At 70.3% G+C, this 20,297-nt stretch carries 18 protein-coding genes; 15 read left to right on the top strand and 3 right to left on the bottom strand.

The genetic code is table 11. The features are described 5' to 3' along the window. Positions 1 to 60 precede the first annotated feature (60 nt). The 8 genes from ABD784_RS06380 (at position 61) to ABD784_RS06345 (ending at position 10,374) form a co-directional block, all read left to right on the top strand. Entirely contained in the window at positions 61 to 1,686 is a 1,626-nt protein-coding gene (locus ABD784_RS06380; protein WP_344881681.1) for a peptide ABC transporter substrate-binding protein, read from the top strand. A gap of 135 nt (positions 1,687 to 1,821) precedes the next feature. Further along, positions 1,822 to 2,748 carry an ABC transporter permease gene (locus ABD784_RS06375; RefSeq protein ID WP_344881678.1) on the top strand — a complete coding sequence of 309 codons (927 nt, stop codon included), beginning with the start codon at positions 1,822 to 1,824 and terminating at the stop codon, positions 2,746 to 2,748. Continuing rightward, positions 2,741 to 3,754 carry an ABC transporter permease gene (locus ABD784_RS06370; RefSeq protein ID WP_344881675.1) on the top strand — a complete coding sequence of 338 codons (1,014 nt, stop codon included), beginning with the start codon at positions 2,741 to 2,743 and terminating at the stop codon, positions 3,752 to 3,754. Before ABD784_RS06375 ends, ABD784_RS06370 begins: the two co-directional genes overlap by 8 nt. Before the next feature lie 65 nt (positions 3,755 to 3,819). Continuing rightward, complete coding sequence (locus ABD784_RS06365) at positions 3,820 to 5,421, top strand: ABC transporter ATP-binding protein (protein WP_344883424.1); 1,602 nt, start codon at positions 3,820 to 3,822, stop codon at positions 5,419 to 5,421. Between the two features lie 215 nt (positions 5,422 to 5,636). Then, positions 5,637 to 7,061, top strand: a complete 1,425-nt coding sequence (locus tag ABD784_RS06360; RefSeq protein ID WP_344881672.1) for an ABC transporter substrate-binding protein — start codon at positions 5,637 to 5,639, stop codon at positions 7,059 to 7,061. Continuing rightward, the gene (locus ABD784_RS06355; protein WP_344881669.1) at positions 7,058 to 8,017 is read left to right on the top strand and encodes a carbohydrate ABC transporter permease; all 960 of its coding nucleotides are present in this window, start codon (positions 7,058 to 7,060) and stop codon (positions 8,015 to 8,017) included. The genes ABD784_RS06360 and ABD784_RS06355 overlap by 4 nt, the downstream gene beginning before the upstream one ends. Positions 8,018 to 8,024: 7 nt before the next feature. Further along, positions 8,025 to 8,900, top strand: coding sequence for a carbohydrate ABC transporter permease (locus tag ABD784_RS06350; RefSeq protein WP_344881666.1), 876 nt, complete (start codon positions 8,025 to 8,027; stop codon positions 8,898 to 8,900). A gap of 25 nt (positions 8,901 to 8,925) precedes the next feature. Then, positions 8,926 to 10,374: a glycoside hydrolase family 32 protein gene (locus tag ABD784_RS06345; RefSeq protein ID WP_344881663.1), complete on the top strand. Its 1,449-nt coding sequence runs from the start codon at positions 8,926 to 8,928 to the stop codon at positions 10,372 to 10,374. A gap of 15 nt (positions 10,375 to 10,389) precedes the next feature. Here the strand turns inward: ABD784_RS06345 and ABD784_RS06340 are convergent, their stop codons facing one another. The 3 genes from ABD784_RS06340 to ABD784_RS06330 form a co-directional block, all read right to left on the bottom strand. Beyond that, positions 10,390 to 11,439, bottom strand: a complete 1,050-nt coding sequence (locus ABD784_RS06340; protein WP_344881660.1) for a LacI family DNA-binding transcriptional regulator — start codon at positions 11,437 to 11,439, stop codon at positions 10,390 to 10,392. A 34-nt stretch (positions 11,440 to 11,473) separates the two neighbouring features. Further along, a complete protein-coding gene (locus tag ABD784_RS06335) occupies positions 11,474 to 11,938 on the bottom strand; it encodes a GNAT family N-acetyltransferase (protein WP_344881657.1) in 465 nt (154 codons plus the stop codon). A gap of 63 nt (positions 11,939 to 12,001) precedes the next feature. After that, complete coding sequence (locus tag ABD784_RS06330) at positions 12,002 to 12,631, bottom strand: TetR/AcrR family transcriptional regulator (protein WP_344881654.1); 630 nt, start codon at positions 12,629 to 12,631, stop codon at positions 12,002 to 12,004. Between the two features lie 194 nt (positions 12,632 to 12,825). Between ABD784_RS06330 and ABD784_RS06325 the strand changes: the two genes are divergently transcribed. The 7 genes from ABD784_RS06325 to ABD784_RS06295 all read left to right on the top strand — a co-directional run bounded on the left by ABD784_RS06325 (position 12,826) and on the right by ABD784_RS06295 (position 20,251). After that, positions 12,826 to 14,433 (top strand): carboxyl transferase domain-containing protein, encoded by a 1,608-nt coding sequence (locus ABD784_RS06325; protein ID WP_344881651.1) that lies wholly within the window; start codon positions 12,826 to 12,828, stop codon positions 14,431 to 14,433. An 8-nt stretch (positions 14,434 to 14,441) separates the two neighbouring features. After that, positions 14,442 to 16,694: an acetyl/propionyl/methylcrotonyl-CoA carboxylase subunit alpha gene (locus tag ABD784_RS06320; RefSeq protein ID WP_344881648.1), complete on the top strand. Its 2,253-nt coding sequence runs from the start codon at positions 14,442 to 14,444 to the stop codon at positions 16,692 to 16,694. 66 nt (positions 16,695 to 16,760) lie between these two features. Further along, positions 16,761 to 17,924, top strand: coding sequence for an acyl-CoA dehydrogenase family protein (locus ABD784_RS06315; protein ID WP_344881645.1), 1,164 nt, complete (start codon positions 16,761 to 16,763; stop codon positions 17,922 to 17,924). A gap of 8 nt (positions 17,925 to 17,932) precedes the next feature. Beyond that, positions 17,933 to 18,424, top strand: coding sequence for a MaoC family dehydratase (locus ABD784_RS06310; RefSeq protein ID WP_344881642.1), 492 nt, complete (start codon positions 17,933 to 17,935; stop codon positions 18,422 to 18,424). After that, entirely contained in the window at positions 18,421 to 19,293 is an 873-nt protein-coding gene (locus tag ABD784_RS06305) for an HpcH/HpaI aldolase/citrate lyase family protein (RefSeq protein WP_344881639.1), read from the top strand. The genes ABD784_RS06310 and ABD784_RS06305 overlap by 4 nt, the downstream gene beginning before the upstream one ends. Next, a complete protein-coding gene (locus ABD784_RS06300; protein WP_344881636.1) occupies positions 19,290 to 19,724 on the top strand; it encodes a hypothetical protein in 435 nt (144 codons plus the stop codon). The genes ABD784_RS06305 and ABD784_RS06300 overlap by 4 nt, the downstream gene beginning before the upstream one ends. Before the next feature lie 104 nt (positions 19,725 to 19,828). After that, positions 19,829 to 20,251: an organic hydroperoxide resistance protein gene (locus ABD784_RS06295; protein WP_344881634.1), complete on the top strand. Its 423-nt coding sequence runs from the start codon at positions 19,829 to 19,831 to the stop codon at positions 20,249 to 20,251. The last annotated feature ends 46 nt before the right edge of the window (positions 20,252 to 20,297 follow it).

The raw sequence follows: 20,297 nt of genomic DNA, 5'->3' as shown, positions 1-20,297 counted from the left end.
GCGGCATGACCTCGCTCACCGGCGGGCTGCAGCCTCATCCACAACAAGGAGATTTTTCGTATGCGTATGAAGCGCTTGCTTCAAGGCGTGGCCGTGACGGCTGCCCTCGCCATGGGCCTGACGGCCTGCGGCGGCGGCGACAGTGACACGGCTGCGGCGGCGGACGGCGACTACGTCGTCACCGCCCACAACATCGAGCCCCAGAACGGCCTGATCCCGACCAACACCAACGAGATCGGCGGCGGCCGCGTCGTCGACCTGCTCTACACGGGTCTGTACTCGTACGCCGAGGACGGCAGCCTCCAGCCGGAGCTGGCCGAGTCGGTGGTGTCCGAGGACAACATCACCTGGACGGTCAAGATCAAGCCGGGCACCACCTTCAGCAACGGTGAAGAGGTGACGGCGCAGTCGTTCGTGGACGCCTGGAACTACGGCGCCGACTCGGACAACGCCCAGAAGAGCCAGTACTTCTTCGAGACGATCAAGGGCTACGAGGAGTCGGACGCCAACGGCGCCGACACCCTCTCCGGTCTGACCGTCGTCGACGACCACACGTTCACCGTGGAGCTGCAGGGTCCGGAGTCGGACTTCCCGATGCGTCTGGGCTACTCCGCCTACATGCCTCTGCCGACCGTCGCCTTCGAGGACATGCAGGCCTTCGGCGAGGCCCCCGTGACCAACGGTCCGTACACGCTGGCCGAGAACGGCTGGCAGCACAACGTGCAGATCGAGCTGGTCCCCAACGAGGACTACGAGGGACCGCGCGAGCCGGCCAATGGCGGCATCACGTTCAAGATCTACGACAGCTTCGAGTCCGCCTACGCCGACCTGCAGTCGGGCAATCTGGACGTCCTCGGCGAGATGCCGCCGAACGCGCTGCAGAACTACCAGGACGATTTCCCGGAGCGCAACACCAGCCGCGCCTACGCCGGCAACGCGACCATGGTGATCCCGTCCTACCTGGAGGAGTTCCAGGGCGAGGCCGGCCAGCTGCGCCGCAAGGCCATCTCCATGGCGATCGACCGCCAGCAGATCATCGACCAGATCTTCTTCGGCACCAAGGAGGTGGCGACGGAGTTCACTGCGCCCGTCATCGAGGGATACAACGCGGAGATCCCCGGCTCCGAGGTTCTCGAGTACAACCCGGAGGAAGCCAAGAAGCTGTGGGAGCAGGCCAACGAGATCTCCCCGTGGCCCGAGGGCAAGGTGCTGAAGTACACCTCGAACATCGACGGTGCCGGCAACAAGGAGTACATCACCGCCATCGTGAACCAGCTCAGCGGCAACCTCGGCATCGAGGCTGAACTGGACGCAGTCACGACGTTCAAGGAGATGCGCGACAAGGTCGGCCAGGATGCCCTCGAGGGCATCTCCCGCGCGGGATGGAAGGGCGACTACCCGTCGCTGTACAACTTCCTCGGCCCGCTGTACGCCACCGGTGCGTCCTCGAACGACGGCCGCTACTCCAACCCGGAGTTCGACGCCAAGCTGCAGGAGGGCCTCGAGGCCGGCAGCGTCGAGGAGGGTGCCAAGATCTTCAACGAGGCGCAGGAGATCCTGTTCCAGGACCTCCCGGTCGTCCCGCTCTGGTACCAGGCGGCCCAGGCGGCCTGGAGCGAGAACGTCGACAACGTCGTCCTCGGCTGGGACGGCAAGCCGCTCTACCACCAGATCACCGGCAAGTAACCAACGGCTGCGGGAGGCCACAGGGCTCCCGCAGCAGGCGAGGGCAGCGAGGGAACCACCTCGCTGCCCTCGCCCCGCGTTGAGTGGGTCGCCCGGCACACCGGGTGACCCCGCCTCACAAAGGACTCCACTCATATGCTGATGTACATGCTCAGGAGACTCCTGCAGATGCTTCCCGTCTTCTTCGGGGCGACGCTGCTGGTGTACTTCCTGGTCTTCGCGACTCCGGGCGATCCGATCGCCGCACTCTCGGGCGGCAAGCCCATGTCCCCGAACGTCGAGGCCGCGCTCCGCGCCCAGTACAACCTCGACCAGCCGTTCTGGATCCAGTACGGCCTCTACCTCAAGAACCTCCTGACCCTCGACCTGGGGGTCTCCTTCTCGGGTCAGCCGGTTGCCGACGAGCTGGCGCGCGCCTTCCCGGTCACGGCTCGCCTCGCCGTCCTGGCCCTGGCCTTCGAGACCGTCTTCGGCGTGCTCTTCGGGCTCATCGCCGGCCTGCGCCGCGGTCGCTTCTTCGACTCCAGCGTCCTCGTGCTGTCGCTGGTCGTCATCGCCGTCCCGACCTTCGTCCTGGGCTTCATCTTCCAGTACGTCTTCGGAGTCGAACTCGGCTGGGCGCGGCCCACCGTAGGCTCCGGCGCACCGTGGAGCGACCTGGTCATGCCGGGAATCGTCCTCGGACTGGTCTCGTTCGCCTACGTGCTGCGCCTGACCCGCACCTCGGTCGCCGAGAACATGAATGCGGACTTCGTCCGCACCGCTACGGCCAAGGGGCTCAGCCGCTCCCGCGTCGTGGGCGTCCACATCCTGCGCAACTCGCTCATCCCGGTCGTGACGTTCCTCGGCGCCGACCTCGGCATGCTCATGGGCGGCGCGATCGTCACCGAGGGCGTCTTCAACATCCCCGGCGTCGGCAGCCTCCTCTTCGACGCCATCCTCAAGGGCGAGACGCCCACCGTAGTCGCCGTCGTGAGCGTCCTGGTGCTCGTCTTCGTCCTGGCCAACCTGCTCGTGGACCTGCTCTACGCATTGCTCGACCCGAGGATCCGATATGCCTGATATCCAGCACACCCCCGTGCCCGGGGCGTCCAAGACCCGGTCGACCGCGCGCACCGGAAAGACCTCCAAGCGTCACATCGAGCACTTCGTGGCCCCGCTGGAGGAGACGCCGCTGCAGGCGGTGGACTCCATCCGCGAGGACGCGGAGCCGCTCGGCTTCTGGGCGGAATCGTGGCGGAACCTGCGCCGACAGCCGCTCTTCATCGTCTCCGCCGCCCTGATCCTGCTCGTGATCCTCGTGGCCGCGTTCCCGCAGTGGTTCACCAGTGTGGACCCCCGTTCGTGCCCGCTCGAGTTCGCGCGCATGGGACCGCAGCCGGGCCATCCCCTCGGCTTCACCTACCAGGGCTGCGACATCTTCGCGCGCGTCATCTACGGGGCGCAGTCGTCCGTCGTCGTCGGTCTCTTCACCACCATCGGGGTCGTCCTGATCGGCGGCGTCGCCGGCGCCCTGGCCGGCTACTACGGCGGCTGGCTCGACGCGGTGCTCGCCCGACTCGGCGACATCTTCTTCGCGCTGCCCCTCATCCTGGGTGCGATCGTCATCATGCAGCTGCCCGCGTTCCGCGAGAGCCGCAGCGTCTGGACGGTCGTCATGACGCTGGTGATCTTCGGCTGGCCGCAGGTCGCGCGCATCACCCGCGGCGCTGTCATCGAGGCCCGCAACGCGGACTACGTCACGGCGGCGCGGTCGCTGGGACTGTCGAAGTTCGGTGCGCTGGTCCGCCACGTGCTGCCGAACTCGCTGGCCCCGGTCATCGTCGTCGCGTCCATCTCGCTCGGCACGTACATCGTGGCCGAGGCGACGCTGTCCTTCCTGGGCATCGGTCTGCCGGCCTCGGTCGTGAGCTGGGGCAACGACATCTCCTCGGCCCAGATCTCGGTGCGCAACGACCCGCACATCCTGTTCTGGCCCGCGCTGGCCCTGTCCATCACGGTGCTCAGCTTCATCATGCTCGGCGACGCCCTGCGTGATGCGCTGGACCCCAAGTCCCGGAAGGCGTAACCGTGGAGACACTCACCAACACCGCACCGGCCACTCCCGACGCCGCGGAGCGGCCCCTGCTGGACATGCGGGACGTGGAGATCACGTTCCAGGGCTCCAACGGCCCGATCAAGGCCGTCCGCGGCGCGAACCTCACCGTGATGCCGGGCGAGACCGTGGCCATCGTCGGCGAGTCCGGCTCCGGCAAGTCCACCATGGCGTTGGCCGCCATGGGTCTGCTGGCCAAGAACGGCAAGGTCACGTCCGGGCAGATCCTGTTCGACGGCAAGGACCTGGCCAAGGCCACCGAGAAGGAGTACCAGGCCGTCCGCGGCGACCAGATCGGCATGGTCCCCCAGGACCCGATGTCCAATCTGAACCCGGTCTGGAAGATCGGGTTCCAGGTCAAGGAGACACTGCGGGCCAACGGGCTCGGAGGCAAGGACATCGACCGGAAGGTCGCCCAGGTCCTCACCGAGGCGGGGCTGCCCGACGCCGAGCGGCGCGCCAAGCAGTACCCGCACGAGTTCTCCGGCGGCATGCGCCAACGCGCGCTGATCTCGATCGGACTGGCCTGCCGGCCTCGCCTGCTCATCGCCGACGAGCCGACATCCGCGCTGGACGTCACGGTCCAGCGCCAGATCCTGGACCACCTCGACGGGATGACCACCGAGCTGGGCACCGCGGTCCTCTTCATCACGCACGACCTCGGACTCGCCGCCGAGCGCGCCGAGAAGGTCGTGGTGATGTACAAGGGCCAGGTCGTCGAATCGGGTCCCGCGCTGGAGCTGCTGCGCAACCCGCAGCACCCCTACACGCAACGGCTCATCGCCTCGGCGCCGTCGCTGTCCTCCCGTCGGCTGGCGGCGGCGGAGACTGCGGAGGCCGTGGCGGAGAAAGACAACGTGATCGAGGTCGAGCACCTCACGAAGGTGTTCAAGATCCGGGACAAGGGTCTCAAGAGGGTCGAGTTCACGGCGGTGGACGACCTCTCCTTCGCGGTCAAACGCGGCACGACGACGGCGATCGTCGGCGAGTCCGGCTCGGGCAAGTCGACGGTGGCCAAGATGGTGCTGAACCTGCTCGAGCCGACGAGCGGCACGATCCGCTTCGACGGCGAGGACATGGGGCGGCTCAGCGAGAAGGAGCTGTTCCGGTTCCGCCGGCGGGTCCAGCCGATCTTCCAGGATCCCTACGGCTCCCTGGACCCGATGTACAGCATCTTCCGCACCATCGAGCAGCCGCTGAAGGTCCACGGGATCGGCGACGCCAAGTCGCGTCAGGCGAAAGTCAAGGAACTGCTGGAGCACGTCTCCATGCCGGCCTCGACCATGCACCGGTTCCCGAACGAGCTCTCCGGTGGGCAGCGGCAGCGCATCGCGATCGCCCGGGCGCTCGCGCTGGAACCGGAGGTCATCATCTGCGACGAGGCGGTCTCCGCGCTCGACGTGCTGGTGCAGGCACAGGTGCTGAACCTGCTCAACGAGCTCCAGGAGCAGCTGGGCCTGACGTACCTGTTCATCACGCATGACCTCGCGGTGGTCCGCCAGATCGCGGACAACGTCGTCGTCATGCAGAACGGCCAGCTGATCGAGTCGGGCACCACCGACCGGATCTTCGCCGCCCCGGAGTCGGAGTACACGGCGAACCTCCTGGACTCGATCCCCGGCGGCCAGCTGCTCGTCTAGCGCCATCCGGCCGGCCCGTCCGCCGCGGGCCCTCCACGGAGCGGCCACCGTCCTCCCCTCGAGGGGGCGACGGTGGCCGCTCCTGTCGTCTCCAGCCGGCAACGAGAGCTCGCGGAGCGCTCGGAGCAGCCCCGGTCTGACCTGTGATCCTTGACACTCGCCAGCGCCCGAGGTTACCTTTGTCGCCGAACCTGACACGTGTTAGGAAAGGCATCATGAAACCAGACATCGGCGGTCCCACCGCCAGCACGATCACCCGGCGCGGGGCCCTCGCGCTGGGCGGGCTCGGCCTCGGCGCGCTCGCCGTCGGCTCCTGGCCGCGGCTGACCGCCGCCGACATCCCGGGCCGCGGGGGCGACGCCATGACCATCGCGATCCTCGGCACGCGCGCCGACGCCGAGGCCCGGCAGGCCCTGGTCGACGCGTTCCGCGCCGAGCACCCGGGCATCGAGGTCCGGATCCAGCCCGTCCAGGGCACCGACTGGAAGGACTTCTTCGCGAAGATCCTGACCATGGTCGCCGCAGGCGACCCGCCCGACGTCGTCTACGTGGCGACCGAGGGCGCCCAGCTGTTCGCCGACAAGCTCGCCGAACCGCTCGACGACTACATCCAGCGCGACGCCGCCGAGCTGCAGGACTACTTCGACGACGTCCACCCGAGCCTGCTCGAGGCGTTCATGTACCAGGGCAGCCTCTACCAGCTGCCGCTGGACTGGAACGCGGCGAACATGTACCTGAACATGGGCACCCTCGAGGAGGCGGGACTCTCCCTGCCCGCGGCGGACTGGACCCACGACGACTTCGCCTCGGTCATGCGGCAGATGAAGAGCGCGCAGCCCTCGGGCTTCACGCCCTACTACTGGACCAACCGGCTGTTCGGCGGCGTGGTCCCCTGGCTGTACACGAACGACACGTCGTTCCTCACGGAGGAGAAGGCCTCCGGCGGCGACTGGTTCTGGGACCGCTTCTACCCGGGCGACCCGGCCCGCGCGACGCGCGGCGGCGGCTACATCTGGGACGGCGCCAACGCCACCGACGAACGGGTCTTCGAGACCTTCGACTTCCTCCGCGAGCTCGTCGGCGAGGGACTGGGCGTCCGTCCCGAGGGCGGCGGCGGCGAGTCGCTCGTCGGCCTGTTCGCGACCGGACGCATCGGCGCGGCGCCGGCCGGCGGGTACTGGGTCCAGGGCCTGAACGAGGCCGGGATGACCGCGGACGGGTTCGACGTCCAGTTCTTCCCACGCAACCGGACCCAGCGGCACCAGTTCGGTGCGGCCGGCTACGCCATCATGAGCACCGCCAGGAACAAGGACGCCGCCTGGGAGTGGGTCAAGTTCTGCAGCCGGCGCGAGTCGATGGAGCTGGCGTTCCCGACCCCCAACACCACCCCGACCCGCCGGTCCATGGTGAATGCGGCGTTCTACTCGGAGACGGGACCCAAGCACTGGCAGGTGTTCTACGACACGCTGGACCAGTTCCCGACCTCGGGTCCCATCCCCGCCCCGCCGGCCCAGGCGGCCGTGGAGACGGCCCTGATGAAGCACGTGCCCAACGCCGTCAGCGGCTCCTCACGGCAGACCCGCGCCACCCTGGCCAACCTCCAGAGCGATCTGGAACGAGTTCTCAGGAGCGAGCAATGAGCAACGCGACCACCACCGATGCCAGCGCGGGAGCCCCGGCCCGCCTCCAGCGCACGGCGCTGCCACGGAAGGACTCGAACGGTCCGCTGCGCAAGCAGCTCTTCGCCTGGGTCCTCCTGGCGCCGATCGTGATCGGCATGGGCGTCTTCACGGTGGTCCCGATCATCGGCTCCGTGGTCCTGGCGTTCTTCCGCTGGGACATCATCTCCGCGCCCGAGTTCGTGGGTCTCGAGAACTTCGTGTCCGTCGTCACCAACCCCACGGTGCGCGTGAGCTTCCTGAACACCATCGTCTTCGTGATCATCGCGGTCACCCTGCAGCTGGGCATCGCCCTGGTCCTGGCTGCCATGGTCGCCGAGCGCCTGCCGAACTGGCTGCGGGTCTTCTTCCGCTCGACGTTCTTCTTCCCGCTGATCCTCTCGGCCGCGTCGGTCTCCATCTTCATGGGCTACCTGTTCAACGAGCAGTTCGGCGCCGTCAACTGGCTGCTCGGGCTGATCGGGATCGCCCCCGTCCCGTGGCTGACGACGCCGACGGGCGCCGCCGCCGTCGTCATCGTCGTGTACGTGTGGCAGAACTTCGGCTTCTCCTTCCTGCTCTTCGTCGGTGGTCTCGGCTCGATCCCGCAGGAGATCTACGAGGCGGCCGAGATCGACGGCGCCTCGGGCATCAAGAAGTTCTTCAACGTCACTATGCCGCTGCTCAGCCCGACCACGCTGGTCGCCTCCGTCATGGCCGTGATCAGTGCGCTCCAGGTCTTCGACCAGCCGTACGTGCTGACCCGGGGCGGACCCGGCGACTCGACCCGGACGGCCGTCATGGTCATCTTCGAATCCGGCTTCCAGCAGCTCGAGTTCGGCCGCGCCTCGGCGATCGGCCTGCTGCTGATGATCCTCATCATGGCGGTCACCTACGTGCAGTTCCGGCTCAGCCGCCGATTCGTTTTCTACCAGTGAGACTGAGATGACTACACACACCCTGGAAACACCCGCCGCGACCAAGCCCGCGCGCAAGCGGCCCGGAACGAACTGGGCGCTCCTGGGGCGACTGGCCGTCCTGCTGGTGGCCGCCGTCCTGACCCTCGGCCCGGTCATGTGGACGCTGTCCACGTCGCTGCGGCCGCCGTCGGAATCCTTCTCCCTCCCGCCCCGGTTCCTGCCCTGGGATCCGGACTTCACCTCCTACGCCGGGGTGTTCGAGCAGATCGACATGATCCGCCTGGTCGTGAACTCCGCACTGACCACCGGCCTGATCGCGGCGGGCCAGATGATCACGGCCGCCATGGCCGGCTACGCGTTCGCCCGGATCAAGTTCAAGGGCCGCACGGCGCTCTTTGGGATCGTCCTGGCCACCATGATGATCCCCGTGCAGGTCACGATCGTCCCGGTCTTCATGATCATCCGCGGTATGGACCTGGCGGACACGCTCCTGGCCCTGATCATCCCCGCGGTCCCGACGGCCTTCGGCACCTTCCTCATGCGGCAGTACTTCATGGGGATCCCGCTGGAGCTGGCCGAGGCGGCCGAGATCGACGGCGCCAGCCAGTGGCGGATCTTCCGCTCCATCTACCTGCCGCTCGCGACGCCGGGCATGGCGATCGTCGGAATCCTCGCGTTCAACTACCACTGGAACGAGTTCTTCCGTCCGCTCATCCTCACCATCTCCGAGGGGAACTTCACGCTCCCGCTGGGGCTGGTGTCCCTGCAGGGCAACATGGGCACCGGCAGCATCTCCGTGGTCCTCGCGGGCGTCATCCTCTCGATGATCCCCGCCCTGATCGTCTTCTTCTTCGGGCAGCGCAGCCTGCGCGCCGGACTCACCGCCGGCATCGGCAAGTAGCCCCCACCTCATCGAAAGGACCCCCGTGACTGTCCAGTCCGACAGCCCCGACTCGACCTCCACGACCACCACCGGCGGCATGCCCCGGTCGGAGCCGTCCGCGCAGCGGCCGGCCATCCATCCGAGACCCCTGGCCGGCTGGCTCAACGACCCCAACGGGATCCTCCACCACGACGGCCGCTACCACGTGTTCTGCCAGTACAACCCCGACTCGGCGCGGCACAGCAGCATCGCCTGGGCCCACCTGAGCTCCCCGGACCTGCTGTCCTGGCGCGAGCACCCCGTCGCCATCGCGCCGACTCCCGCGGGAGACGACGCCTTCGGCTGCTGGTCCGGCATCGGGACGGTGGACGCCGGCGTGCCCACCCTCGTCTACACCGGCATCCGCGAGGGCGGAGGGCCCTCGACGGTCCTCCTCGCCCGCAGCGCCGACATCGCGCTCGATGACTGGGCGAAGGAGGCCGAGCCGGCCGCCCGGATGCCGGAGGGGGAGCGGTTCACCGATGTCCGGGACCCGTTCCTCTTCAGCCGGGGAGGACGTCGCTACGGCCTCCAGGGTGCCGGCAGCCCCGGCGGCGAGCCGGCCGTGCTCCTCTACGACGCGACCGACCTCGCCCACTGGAAGTACCTCGGGCGGCTGCTCGACTCGAGCGATGCGACCGCAGCCGACGTGGCCGAGGCCGACATCTGGGAGTGCCCGCAGCTGTTCCGCTCCGGCGACGAGTGGGTCCTGCTCCTCTCGCTCTGGCGCTGGGTGGACGGCGCGCACCAGCTGAACTCCGTGGCCTATCTGGCCGGGGACCTGATCGCCGGCCAGGCGCCGGAGTCGCTGCGCTTCGCCGTCCGCACCGGCGGCCGCGCGGACACCGGCCCGGACTTCTATGCACCGCAGGTGCTCGCCGAGAACGACCGGACGCTGGCCTGGGGGTGGTCCTGGGAGGGACGTGCCGAGGAGTTCGCCGACGCCGACGGCTGGGCGGGCCTGCTGACGCTGCCCCGCGAGCTCGGTCTCGTCGGCGATGCGCTGGTCGCGCGGCCCGCCGCCGAGCTCGAGGGCCTGCGCGGCGAGGCCGTGGATCTCGAGGCCGGGACCGCAAACGGCCTGCCGGACCCGGTCGAGATCGTCGTCGAGCCCGCCGAGGCCGGCCCCGACGAGGCCGGTCCCGACGGCGTCGCGAGCGCCGACGTCGAACTCCTCCTGGAGGCCGGCGAGTGCTCCGGTTCCGCCGGGGCAGAGGGCTCCGACGGCGGCCGCAGCGTGCTCCGGATCCCCGTCGGCGGGGGACTGCGACTCTATGCGGACCGGTCGATCGTCGAGGTCTTCCGATCCGGCGGCCCCTCGCACACGCAGCGCTTCTACCCGGAGCCGGGGGAGCGGCTGGCGGTGCGTCTGCCCGACGGTGTGCGCGCCGCGGGCTGGGCCCTCGAGCCCATGGACGTCGTGCATCGCCCCGGACCCGGGGCGCCGGAATAGCGCCGCCTGCCCGGGTCAGGCGGCGGGGCGTCGCGGGCCGGTGGTGCCGCGGACCACGAGCCGGCACTGGAGGAGGACCTCCTGCGGGGCCGTGCCGGCGGGAACGCTCGGGCCGCCGCCCTCGATGCGATCCACCACGCGGTCGGCCGCGACCCGGCCGATCTCCTCGTGCGGCAGCGCCATGGTGGTCAGCCCGGGAACGGTCGCATCGGCCAGATGGCGCTGGTCGTCGTAGCCCATGATCGAGACGTCGCCCGGGACGGAGAGCCCGGCGGTGCGGGCGGCGAGCAGCGCGCCGGCCGCTACCCGGTCATTGGCGCAGAAGACCGCGTCCGGCCGGTGCTCCCGAGCCGCGGAGAAGAGCGGTAGGGCCGCCGTGAAGCCGTCGTTGATGTCCCATCCCGCGGCGACGACGTCGCCCGGCGGCAGCCCGGCGGCGGCGAGCGCCTCCTGGAAGCCCCGGATGCGCAGCGGCCGCGCGTCGACGTCCTCGCCGCCGCCGATCCAGGTGATGCGGCGGTGGCCCAGCGAGATCAAGTGCTCGGTGGCCTCCCGTCCGCCGCGGCGCTCGTCCGGCATGATCGAGTCGAGGCTCAGCGGCTCGTCGTGGCAGTTGGCCAAGACGGACGGGATCAGGCGCAGTCCGTCGGGGGCGCGGAGGGTGCGCAGCGACGTCGTCGCCAGGATCAACCCGTCCACCCGGCGGCGGCGCAGCTCCTCGATGTAGTGGGAGGTGTCCTCCCCGGGGCCGCCGGCGTCGGCGATCACCGTGAGGTAGCCGCGCTCGGACGCCGCCTGGGACGCCCCGGAGAGCATCCGCCCGGCGAACGGGCTCGAGGCGGCCTCGTCCGTGACGAGTCCGATCATCTCGCTGCGCTGCCGGCGCAGCCCGGCCGCGATCGGATGCGGGGTGTAGTCCAGTTCGGCGGCGGCGAGCCGGATCCGCTCCTGGGTCTCCGGGGCGACGTTCCCATCGGCCGTCCCGTTCATCACCATGGAGACGGCGCTGCGGGACGCGCCGGCGAGCTTCGCTACGTCCTGGGCCGTCGGCCGGTGCTGGGCCATGACTGCCTCCGCTCGGGTCCGCTCGGCTCAGGCTCTAGGAGAGCTCCATGATGTATTCCTTGACGACGGCCGCGCGCGCGTTGGCGAAGCCCTCGGCCTCGCCGACGACCGTGAAGCCGCGCCGCTCGAGGACCTTCTGGGAGCCGATGTTGTCGGTCACCACACGGGCGCGGACCGGGCGCTGCGTGAACTCCTGCAGGAACGCGTCGACCGCGGACGTGGTGACGCCGCGCCCCCAGTACGCCTTGTCCGTCCAGAAGCTGATCTCCGGGTAGCCGTCGTTCGGGTAGGCGATCACGGAGCCGACGACCTTGCCGTCGTGCTCGATCGTGCGAACGGTGACCTCCGGGTCGTTCAGGATCGACTCCCAGTGGTGGTTGAACACGCCGCGGTCGGAGGGGTTCTTGGCGGTGAAGCCCGCCATGATGTTCGCCTCCGGATCCTGCTGGTGCTCGAAAAACCAGTCGAGGTCGGCTGGCTCCACGGGGCGTAGATTCACGGGGGTTCCTCTTTCCTGCGTACGACGTCGTTGCTCGGGCGAAAGGCCCACGGCCTCAAAGTCCTAGGGTACCCGTGCGGAGACTGCGGCCCAGGCCATCGCGACCAGACGTGACCTCTGCCCGGGGGCGTGGCCGCGCCCGCCCGAGTGCGGGGTCGAGTTCAGGAGCCCGAACGCGGCCTGCGCGCGCTGCCGCGCCGCGGCCGCGTCCTCCTCGGGATGCAGTCGCTGGAGCTGCTCGGCCCACAGCGCCACGTACTCCCGCTGCAGGCGGCGCACGAGCTGGGAGTCCCCGTCCTCCAGGCTCGCCAGATCGCGGTCCTGGACCCGGATCACGTCGCGGTGGTCGAGCGAGAAGTCGGCCTGGAACTCGATCAGTCGCTGGAGGGCCGTCTCCGGCCCGTCGGCGTCCTCGACCACGGCGCGCGAGCCCTCCAGGAGGGACTCGCTGACCCCGATCAGCAGCGCCGCGAGGACCGCCTGCTTGCCGCGGAAGTACCGGTAGACCGCCGGGCCGCTGACGCCGCACGCCGCCCCGAGGTCCTCGATGGACACGCCGCGGTAGCCGCGCTCGGCGAACAGTCGGGCTGCGGCGTCGAGGTACTCCTGGCGCCGCTCGTCCCGGGCCGTCTCGCGTGCCGAGGAGGGGCCGATGCCGCCGGAACCGGCCTCCGCCGTCAGGTCCTCGCTCATCGCGGTCCTCCCCGTTCGAGGGGCATCGCCCTGTAGACACCCCGGTTAATCAACACTAACCTGAAGTCGGGAGTTAGTGACCCTTAACACGACGCGGATCACGTCCGGGCGTCCCACGCTCGAGCGGTGGGCCGCCGGAGGCACCTGACAGACCCACGCACCGAGACACCCAGGGAAGGGCGACGGAGGAACCGATGGAGAGACTCCACCCGCGGACGGACGCCGGTTCCGCGGACCACGCGGCCAACGCCTCCGCGCAGCGCGAGCTCGTCGCCGATCTGCGCGCCAGGCTCCGGCGGGCAGCGCTCGGGGGCCCCGAGACGTCCCGGCGACGCCACCTGGACCGCGGCAAGCTGCTCCCGCGCGAACGCGTCAACCGGCTGCTGGACGAGGGCTCGCCGTTCCTCGAGGTCGCGCCGCTGGCCGCGGAGGGGATGTACGACGGCGAGGTCCCGGCCGCCGGCGTCATCGCCGGCATCGGCCTGGTCCACGGCCGCCACGTCATGGTGGTCTGCAACGACGCCACGGTGAAGGGCGGCACCTATCTGCCGATGACCGTGAAGAAGCACCTCCGGGCGCAGGAGATCGCACTGGAGAACCGCCTGCCCTGCATCTACCTGGTGGACTCCGGGGGCGCGTTCCTCCCCAAGCAGGACGAGGTCTTCCCCGACCGCGAGCACTTCGGCCGGATCTTCTACAACCAGGCCCGCATGTCCGCGGCGAAGATCCCGCAGATCGCCTCCGTCATGGGCTCCTGCACGGCCGGTGGGGCGTATGTGCCCGCGATGAGCGACGAGACCGTGATCGTCCGGAACCAGGGGACCATCTTCCTCGGCGGCCCGCCGCTGGTGAAGGCGGCCACCGGCGAGGTCGTCACGGCCGAGGAGCTCGGCGGAGGCGCGCTGCACGCCGGGACCTCCGGCGTCGCCGACCACCTGGCGGAGAACGACGCGCACGCGCTTCAGATCGTCCGCGACATCGTCGAGACGCTCCCGGCCCCCGCCGAGCCCGCCTGGCCGGTCCGGGCCGGGGCTGACCCGTCCGCCCCGGCGGAGGAGCTCTACGGCGTGGTGCCGGTGGACGTGAACGCCCAGTACGACGTGCGCGAGGTGATCGCCCGGATCGTCGACGCCAGCGAGTTCCACGAGTTCAAGGCCGGCTACGGGACCACGCTGGTCACCGGCTTCGCCCACGTCCACGGCCACCCCGTGGGGATCGTCGCGAACAACGGGATCCTCTTCGCCGAGTCCGCGCAGAAGGGCGCCCACTTCATCGAGCTGTGCGACCAGCGCGGGATCCCACTCCTGTTCCTGCAGAACATCTCCGGCTTCATGGTCGGCCGCGACTACGAGGCCGCCGGGATCGCCAAGCACGGCGCCAAGATGGTCACCGCCGTCGCCACCACGCGCGTGCCCAAGCTGACCGTGGTGATCGGCGGCTCCTTCGGCGCGGGCAACTACTCCATGTGCGGCCGCGCGTACTCGCCCCGGTTCCTCTGGATGTGGCCGGGCGCCCGGATTTCCGTGATGGGCGGGAACCAGGCCGCCAATGTGCTGGCCACGGTCAAACGGGACGGCATCGAGTCCCGCGGCGAGACCTGGGACGCGGAGGCGGAGGAGGACTTCAAGCGCCCCATCCGCGATCAGTTCGAGTCCCAGGGCAACCCCTACTACTCCACGGCGCGGCTGTGGGACGACGGCGTGATCGACCCCGCCGACACCCGGCGGGTCGTGGGCCTCGCCCTCGACGTCTGCTCGCGCACTCCACTGCCCGATACCGGCTTCGGCCTCTTCCGGATGTAGGCGGCACCATGACTCACGACTTCCCGTTCACCACCGTCCTCATCGCCAACCGTGGCGAGATCGCCGTGCGGGTGGCCCGCAGCGTCCAGCGGATGGGCCTGCGCGCCGCGGCGGTCTACGCCCCGCAGGAGGCGGACGCCCTCCATGTGCGGGTCGCCGACGTCGCCGTGGAGCTGCCCGGGGCGGACGGGCGGGCGACGGCGGCGACCACGTACCTGGACATCGACGAGATCCTGCGCGCCTGCCGGGAGACGGGGGCCGAGGCCGTCCACCCGGGCTACGGGTTCCTCTCCGAGAACGTCGAGTTCGCCCGCGCCCTGGAGGAGGCGGGCATCGCGTTCATCGGCCCGCCCAGCTCCGCGATCAACCTGATGGGGGACAAGATCCGGTCCAAGAACCACGTCGCCGGCTACGGCGTGCCGGTGGTCCCCGGCGTGAGCGATCCCGGCCTCGACGACGCGGCCCTGATCGAGGCGGCGGACCGGGTCGGCTTCCCGCTGCTCATCAAGCCGTCCGCCGGCGGCGGCGGCAAGGGCATGTTCGCAGTCCAGACCGCCGACGAGCTGCCGGCGGCGCTGGCGTCGGCCCGGCGCACCGCCGCGGGCGCGTTCGGCGACGACACGCTGCTGCTCGAGCGGCTCGTCACCCGGCCCCGCCACATCGAGGTCCAGGTCCTCGCCGACGGCCACGGCCGCACCGTGCACCTCGGCGAACGCGAGTGCTCGCTGCAGCGCCGGCACCAGAAGGTCGTCGAGGAGGCCCCCGCGCCCCTGCTGGCCGGCCTCGGGGCCGACGGCGAGCGCCTCCGGGCCGAACTGGGCGCCGCGGCCGTCCGGGCCGCCGAGTCGGTCGGCTACGTCGGAGCGGGCACGGTCGAGTTCCTCGTCTCCGACGACGCCCCCGACGAGTTCTTCTTCATGGAGATGAACACGCGCCTGCAGGTCGAGCACCCGGTCACCGAGGAGGTGGTCCGGATCGCCGGAGCCCGCGGCGCAGGGAGTGCCGGCGGCGCAGAGGGTGCCGGCGGTGCAGAGGGTGCCGGCGGCCCAGCGCGTGCCGGCGGCGCCGCGGGAGACGAGGAGGATCCGATCGACCTGGTCGAGTGGCAGGTGCGGATCGCGGCGGGCGAGGCCCTCGCCTTCGCCCAGGACGACGTCGTGCTCCGCGGCCACGCGATCGAGGCGCGCGTCTACGCGGAGGACCCGGCCGAGGGGTTCCTCCCCTCCAGCGGCGAGGCCTTCCACGTGGAGCTGCCGGCCGGCGACGGCGTGCGCGTGGACTCCGCCCTGGAGGGCTCCGGGACGATCGGCTCCGACTTCGACCCCATGGCCGCCAAGGTCATCGCACGCGGGACCTCCCGGGCCGAAGCGCTGGAACGACTGCAGCAGGCGCTCGCGGAGACCACTATCGTCGGCGTGCGGACCAACGTCGCCTTCCTGCGGGCCCTGCTCGCGCACCCCGAGGTCGTGGCCGGCCGCCTGGACACGAACCTGATCGGTCGCTGGACCGAGGAGCAGGGCGGGCGGTTCGTGCCGGAACCGCCGACCAAGGACGACCTGGTCTTCGCCGTGCGCGGCCAGCAGGCCTGGGAGCTCGAATTCCAGCCGGTTCCCGGGGAAGGGCTGCCGGGGGGTTCGCCCGGTAGCCCCATCGCGCGGACCGGCCAGGGGCCCTGGCAGCTGCTGGACGGCTGGCGCCTCGGTGACCCGGTGGCCCCGACGTACTGGCTCGACGTCGACGGCGAGACCGTCGAGGTGGGCCCCGGGCGGGCCACGTCCGACGCGGACGATTCCCGGGCGGACGGTTCCGACGGGACGCCCGGCCAGCTCGAGCAGGGCGGCCGGGTCCTCTACTCCTTCGGCGACTTCTCCGCGACGGATCCCGCCTCCGGGGCCCGGGTCTACCGCGATCCCGCCGGGGGCATGTGGCTCGTCCGCGCCGGAGCCACGAACCGGCTCCGCCTGCTGGACCGGCGCGAGGTCCTCCACCGCCAGCTGGCGGTGCTCGAGCGCGAGGAGGCCGGCGGCGACCCGAACGTGGCGGCGCCCATGCCGGGCGCCGTCGTCGCACTGGACGTCGAGTCCGGCGAGCACGTCGAGGCGGGGGCGCGCCTCGGCGCGGTGGAGGCCATGAAGATGGAGCACCCGCTGCTCGCGGGGATCTCCGGCACCGTCACCCTGCACGTCGGCCTCGGCGAGCAGGTCGGCAAAGACCAGATCGTCGCCGTCGTGCATCCGGACGCCGACCCAGACCACACGTAGCCAGCGATCGCCGAATCCAGCGATCACCGAACGTCGAGACACCCACCAGTGGCGAAGGAGCCCCACATGCCGAACTTCGAACTCGAGGATGAGTACCAGGACCTCGTGGACACCGTCCGCGCTTTCGCCGACGAGGTGATCGCGCCCGTCTCCGCACGGCACGACGAGGAGCACAGCTTCCCGTACGAGATCGTCTCCCAGATGGGGGAGATGGGCCTCTTCGGCCTGCCCTTCCCCGAGGAGTACGGGGGCATGGGCGGGGACTACTTCGCGCTCGCCCTCGCGCTGGAGGAGATCGCCCGCGTGGACCAGTCCGTCGCGATCACCCTGGAGGCCGGCGTCTCGCTCGGGGCGATGCCGGTCTACCGGTTCGGCACCGACGAGCAGAAGGAGAAGTGGCTCCCGGCGCTGGCCGCCGGCGAGAAGCTCGCCGGATTCGGCCTGACGGAGTCCGAGGCGGGGTCCGATGCTGGCGGCACCCGGACCAAGGCCGAGCTGGTCGACGGCGAATGGGTCATCAACGGCACCAAGGAGTTCATCACCAACTCCGGGACCGACATCACGCAGCACGTGACGGTGACCGCCGTGACGGGCACCAGCGAGCGCGAGGACGGGAGCGTCAAGAAGGAGATCTCCACGATCGTCGTCCCCGCGGGAACCCCCGGATTCACGGCCGAGCCCGCCTACAGCAAGGTCGGCTGGAACGCCTCGGACACGCACCCGCTGACCCTCAAGGACGTCCGCGTCCCGGAGGGGAACCTCCTCGGCGTCCGCGGCCGCGGCTACGCCAACTTCCTCTCCATCCTGGACGAGGGGCGGGTGGCCATCGCCGCGCTGGCGACCGGCGCCGCGCAGGGCTGCGTCGAGGAGTCCGTGCGCTACGCCAAGGAGCGCCACCAGTTCGGGAGGAACATCGGCTCCTACCAGGCCATCCAGTTCAAGATCGCCCGCATGCAGGCCCGTGCCCACACCGCACGGCTGGCCTACTACAAGGCGGCCTCCAAGATGCTGGCCGGCAAGCCCTTCAAGTCGGAGGCGGCGATCGCCAAGATGGTCGCCGGCGAGGCAGCGATGGACAACGCCCGCGACGCCACCCAGGTGTTCGGCGGCTACGGTTTCATGAACGAGTTCAGGGTCTCGCGGCACTACCGCGACTCGAAGATCCTCGAGGTCGGCGAAGGCACTACCGAGGTGCAGCTGATGCTCATCGCGCGCGAACTGGGACTGTAGGAGGACGCATGGGACGGATCGTGCAGCGGGGCCTGTACTTCGACGAGCTGACACCCGGCGCCGTCTACGAGCACCGGCCCGGCCGGACCCTGACCGAGGCGGACAACGTCCTCTTCACGACGTTGACCATGAACACGCAGTCCCTCCATCTCGACGCCGCCTGGAGCCGCACCCAGCCGTTCGGGCAGCCGCTCGTGAACTCGATGCTGACCCTGTCCACGCTGGTGGGACTCTCGGTGGCGCAGCTGACGCAGGGGACCATCATCGGCCAGCTGGGCCTGACGGACATCCGCTTCCCGCGCCCCGTCTTCCACGGCGACACGCTGTACGCGGAGACGGAGATCGTCGAGGCCCGGCCGTCGTCGTCCCGGCCGGGGCAGGGAGTGGTGACCATGAAGCACACCGGACGCAACCAGGACGGCGTCGTCGTCGCCGAGGCGACCCGCACCTGCCTCATGTGGACCCGGGAGGCGCACGAGCAGCACGGGGCGGGATCGTGACGGGCCGGCACGAGGACCGGTTCGACCTCGGCCCGGCCATCCTCTTCTGCCCGGCGGACCGGCCCGAGCGCTACCCGAAGGCGGCCGCGCGCGCCGACGCCGTCATCCTCGACCTGGAGGACGCGGTCCTGCCGGGGGACCGGGCCGACGCCCGCTGGGCGCTGCTGGCGAACCCACAGGATCCAGCCCGCACCGTCGTCCGGGTGAACCCCGCCGGCACGGAGGACTTCGCCCTCGACCTGGCCTGCCTGGCCGAGACGGACTACCGCTACGTCATGCTCGCCAAGTCCGAGGGACCCGAGCAGGTGCGGGCGCTCGCCGACTACCGCGTGATCGCCCTCTGCGAGACGGCGCTCGGCGTCGTGAACGCGCCGGCCATCGCGGCCGAGCCGAACGTCGTCGCGCTCATGTGGGGCGCGGAGGACCTCATCGCATCCCTCGGCGGGACGGCCAGCCGGCACGACGCCGCGACCGGGCTGGGCGCCTACCGTTCCGTTCCGGCGCAGGCCCGGGCGCAGGTCCGGCTCGCCGCCGGGGCGCACGGCAAGGCCGCGATCGACTCGGTGTACCTGGACCTCCAGGACACCGTGGGGCTCGCGGCAGAGGTGGGCGACGCCGTCGCGCAGGGCTTCTCCGCCACGGCCTGTCTCCACCCGGCCCAGGCCGAGGTGATCCGCGCCGGCTACCGGCCGACCGCGGACCAGATCGCCTGGGCGAGGGGAGTCCTGGACGAGGCCGAGCGACAGACGGGCGCGTTCCGCTACCAGGGGCTGATGGTCGACGAGGTGGTCCTGAAGAAGGCCCGGCTCCTGGCGGCACGCGGCGAGCCCGTTGCCACTGCTTCTCCCGCGGGAGACACTGAGGCATGAAGTCAGTAGTCGGAGCGGCAGTCGGTGCAGTCCTCGCCCTCGGGGTCTTCCCCTTTCTCTACAAGGCGTGGTCCGACGACCTGCGGTTCAGGGCCCTCCGGAGCGACGCGGGATTCTCGGAGATCTTCTTGCTGGAGGCCGTTCCGGGCCTCGTCCTGGCACTCGGTCTGCTCCTGGTCTACGTCTGGGGCCGGCCCAGCCGCTGGGCCGGCGTGGTGGGGCTGGTCGTCGGTGCGGCGGCAGTCGCCGTCGTCTGGCTCGTGATGGGTCGGCTCCAGTACTGGTCGGCCGGCCTCGAATCCCAGCTGCTCATGGGCTCTGGACTGGCGCTCGGCTATCTGGCGGCGCTGATCGTCGGCGGCCGAACGCGGGACGAGGCGGCGCCGACGCGCGACGCCCGCTCGGGTGCCGCGTCCGGAAGTCGCGTCTGAACGAAGTCTGAGAGCTGCGTGGAGAGTCGGTGCGGATGCTTCACAAGCCGCCACGACGGTGGTTGGCTGGCTGGTGTCAGCATCCCGACCGAGAGGGGAACATTGTGAACGAGCTCTACACCACCGAGGCACTGTCCACCGGAGCCGGACGCGACGGCCACGTCGCCACCAAGGACGGCCGTCTCGAGTTCGACCTCGCGGCCCCCGAGTCGATGGGCGGCAGCGGCGACGGCGCCAACCCGGAGCAGCTCTTCGCCGCCGGATACTCCGCCTGCTTCCACGGCGCCCTCCAGCTCGTGGCCAAGAAGGAAAAGGTGGAGATCCACGACTCCAGCGTCGGCGGGAAGGTCACGCTCGGCAAGGACGACGAGGGCAACCTCCAGCTGGCCGTGGTCCTCGAGGTCGTGCTGCCGGGCGTGGAGCGCGACGTCGCCCAGGACCTCGCCGACAAGGCCCACCAGGTCTGCCCCTACTCCCGCGCCACCCGCGGGAACATCGAGGTCGACATCCGCGTCTCGGACGACTAGCCCCCCGCGCTCGCACCGGCCCGGCCGCGTCTCTCCCGGGGGCCGC

This window comes from Zhihengliuella alba (genome assembly GCF_039538765.1).
Lineage (GTDB): Bacteria > Actinomycetota > Actinomycetes > Actinomycetales > Micrococcaceae > Zhihengliuella > Zhihengliuella alba.
This window is presented reverse-complemented; position numbering and strand designations above follow the sequence as displayed.

Bases quoted from the DNA above. Each gene is read 5' to 3' on its own strand.
- ABD784_RS06380 (WP_344881681.1), top strand. From the start codon at position 61: ATGCGTATGAAGCGCTTGCTTCAAGGCGTGGCCGTGACGGCTGCCCTC.
- ABD784_RS06375 (WP_344881678.1), top strand. From the start codon at position 1,822: ATGCTGATGTACATGCTCAGGAGACTCCTGCAGATGCTTCCCGTCTTC.
- ABD784_RS06370 (WP_344881675.1), top strand. From the start codon at position 2,741: ATGCCTGATATCCAGCACACCCCCGTGCCCGGGGCGTCCAAGACCCGG.
- ABD784_RS06365 (WP_344883424.1), top strand. From the start codon at position 3,820: ATGCGGGACGTGGAGATCACGTTCCAGGGCTCCAACGGCCCGATCAAG.
- ABD784_RS06360 (WP_344881672.1), top strand. From the start codon at position 5,637: ATGAAACCAGACATCGGCGGTCCCACCGCCAGCACGATCACCCGGCGC.
- ABD784_RS06355 (WP_344881669.1), top strand. From the start codon at position 7,058: ATGAGCAACGCGACCACCACCGATGCCAGCGCGGGAGCCCCGGCCCGC.
- ABD784_RS06350 (WP_344881666.1), top strand. From the start codon at position 8,025: ATGACTACACACACCCTGGAAACACCCGCCGCGACCAAGCCCGCGCGC.
- ABD784_RS06340 (WP_344881660.1), bottom strand. From the start codon at position 11,439: ATGGCCCAGCACCGGCCGACGGCCCAGGACGTAGCGAAGCTCGCCGGC.
- ABD784_RS06330 (WP_344881654.1), bottom strand. From the start codon at position 12,631: ATGAGCGAGGACCTGACGGCGGAGGCCGGTTCCGGCGGCATCGGCCCC.
- ABD784_RS06325 (WP_344881651.1), top strand. From the start codon at position 12,826: ATGGAGAGACTCCACCCGCGGACGGACGCCGGTTCCGCGGACCACGCG.
- ABD784_RS06320 (WP_344881648.1), top strand. From the start codon at position 14,442: ATGACTCACGACTTCCCGTTCACCACCGTCCTCATCGCCAACCGTGGC.
- ABD784_RS06315 (WP_344881645.1), top strand. From the start codon at position 16,761: ATGCCGAACTTCGAACTCGAGGATGAGTACCAGGACCTCGTGGACACC.
- ABD784_RS06310 (WP_344881642.1), top strand. From the start codon at position 17,933: ATGGGACGGATCGTGCAGCGGGGCCTGTACTTCGACGAGCTGACACCC.
- ABD784_RS06300 (WP_344881636.1), top strand. From the start codon at position 19,290: ATGAAGTCAGTAGTCGGAGCGGCAGTCGGTGCAGTCCTCGCCCTCGGG.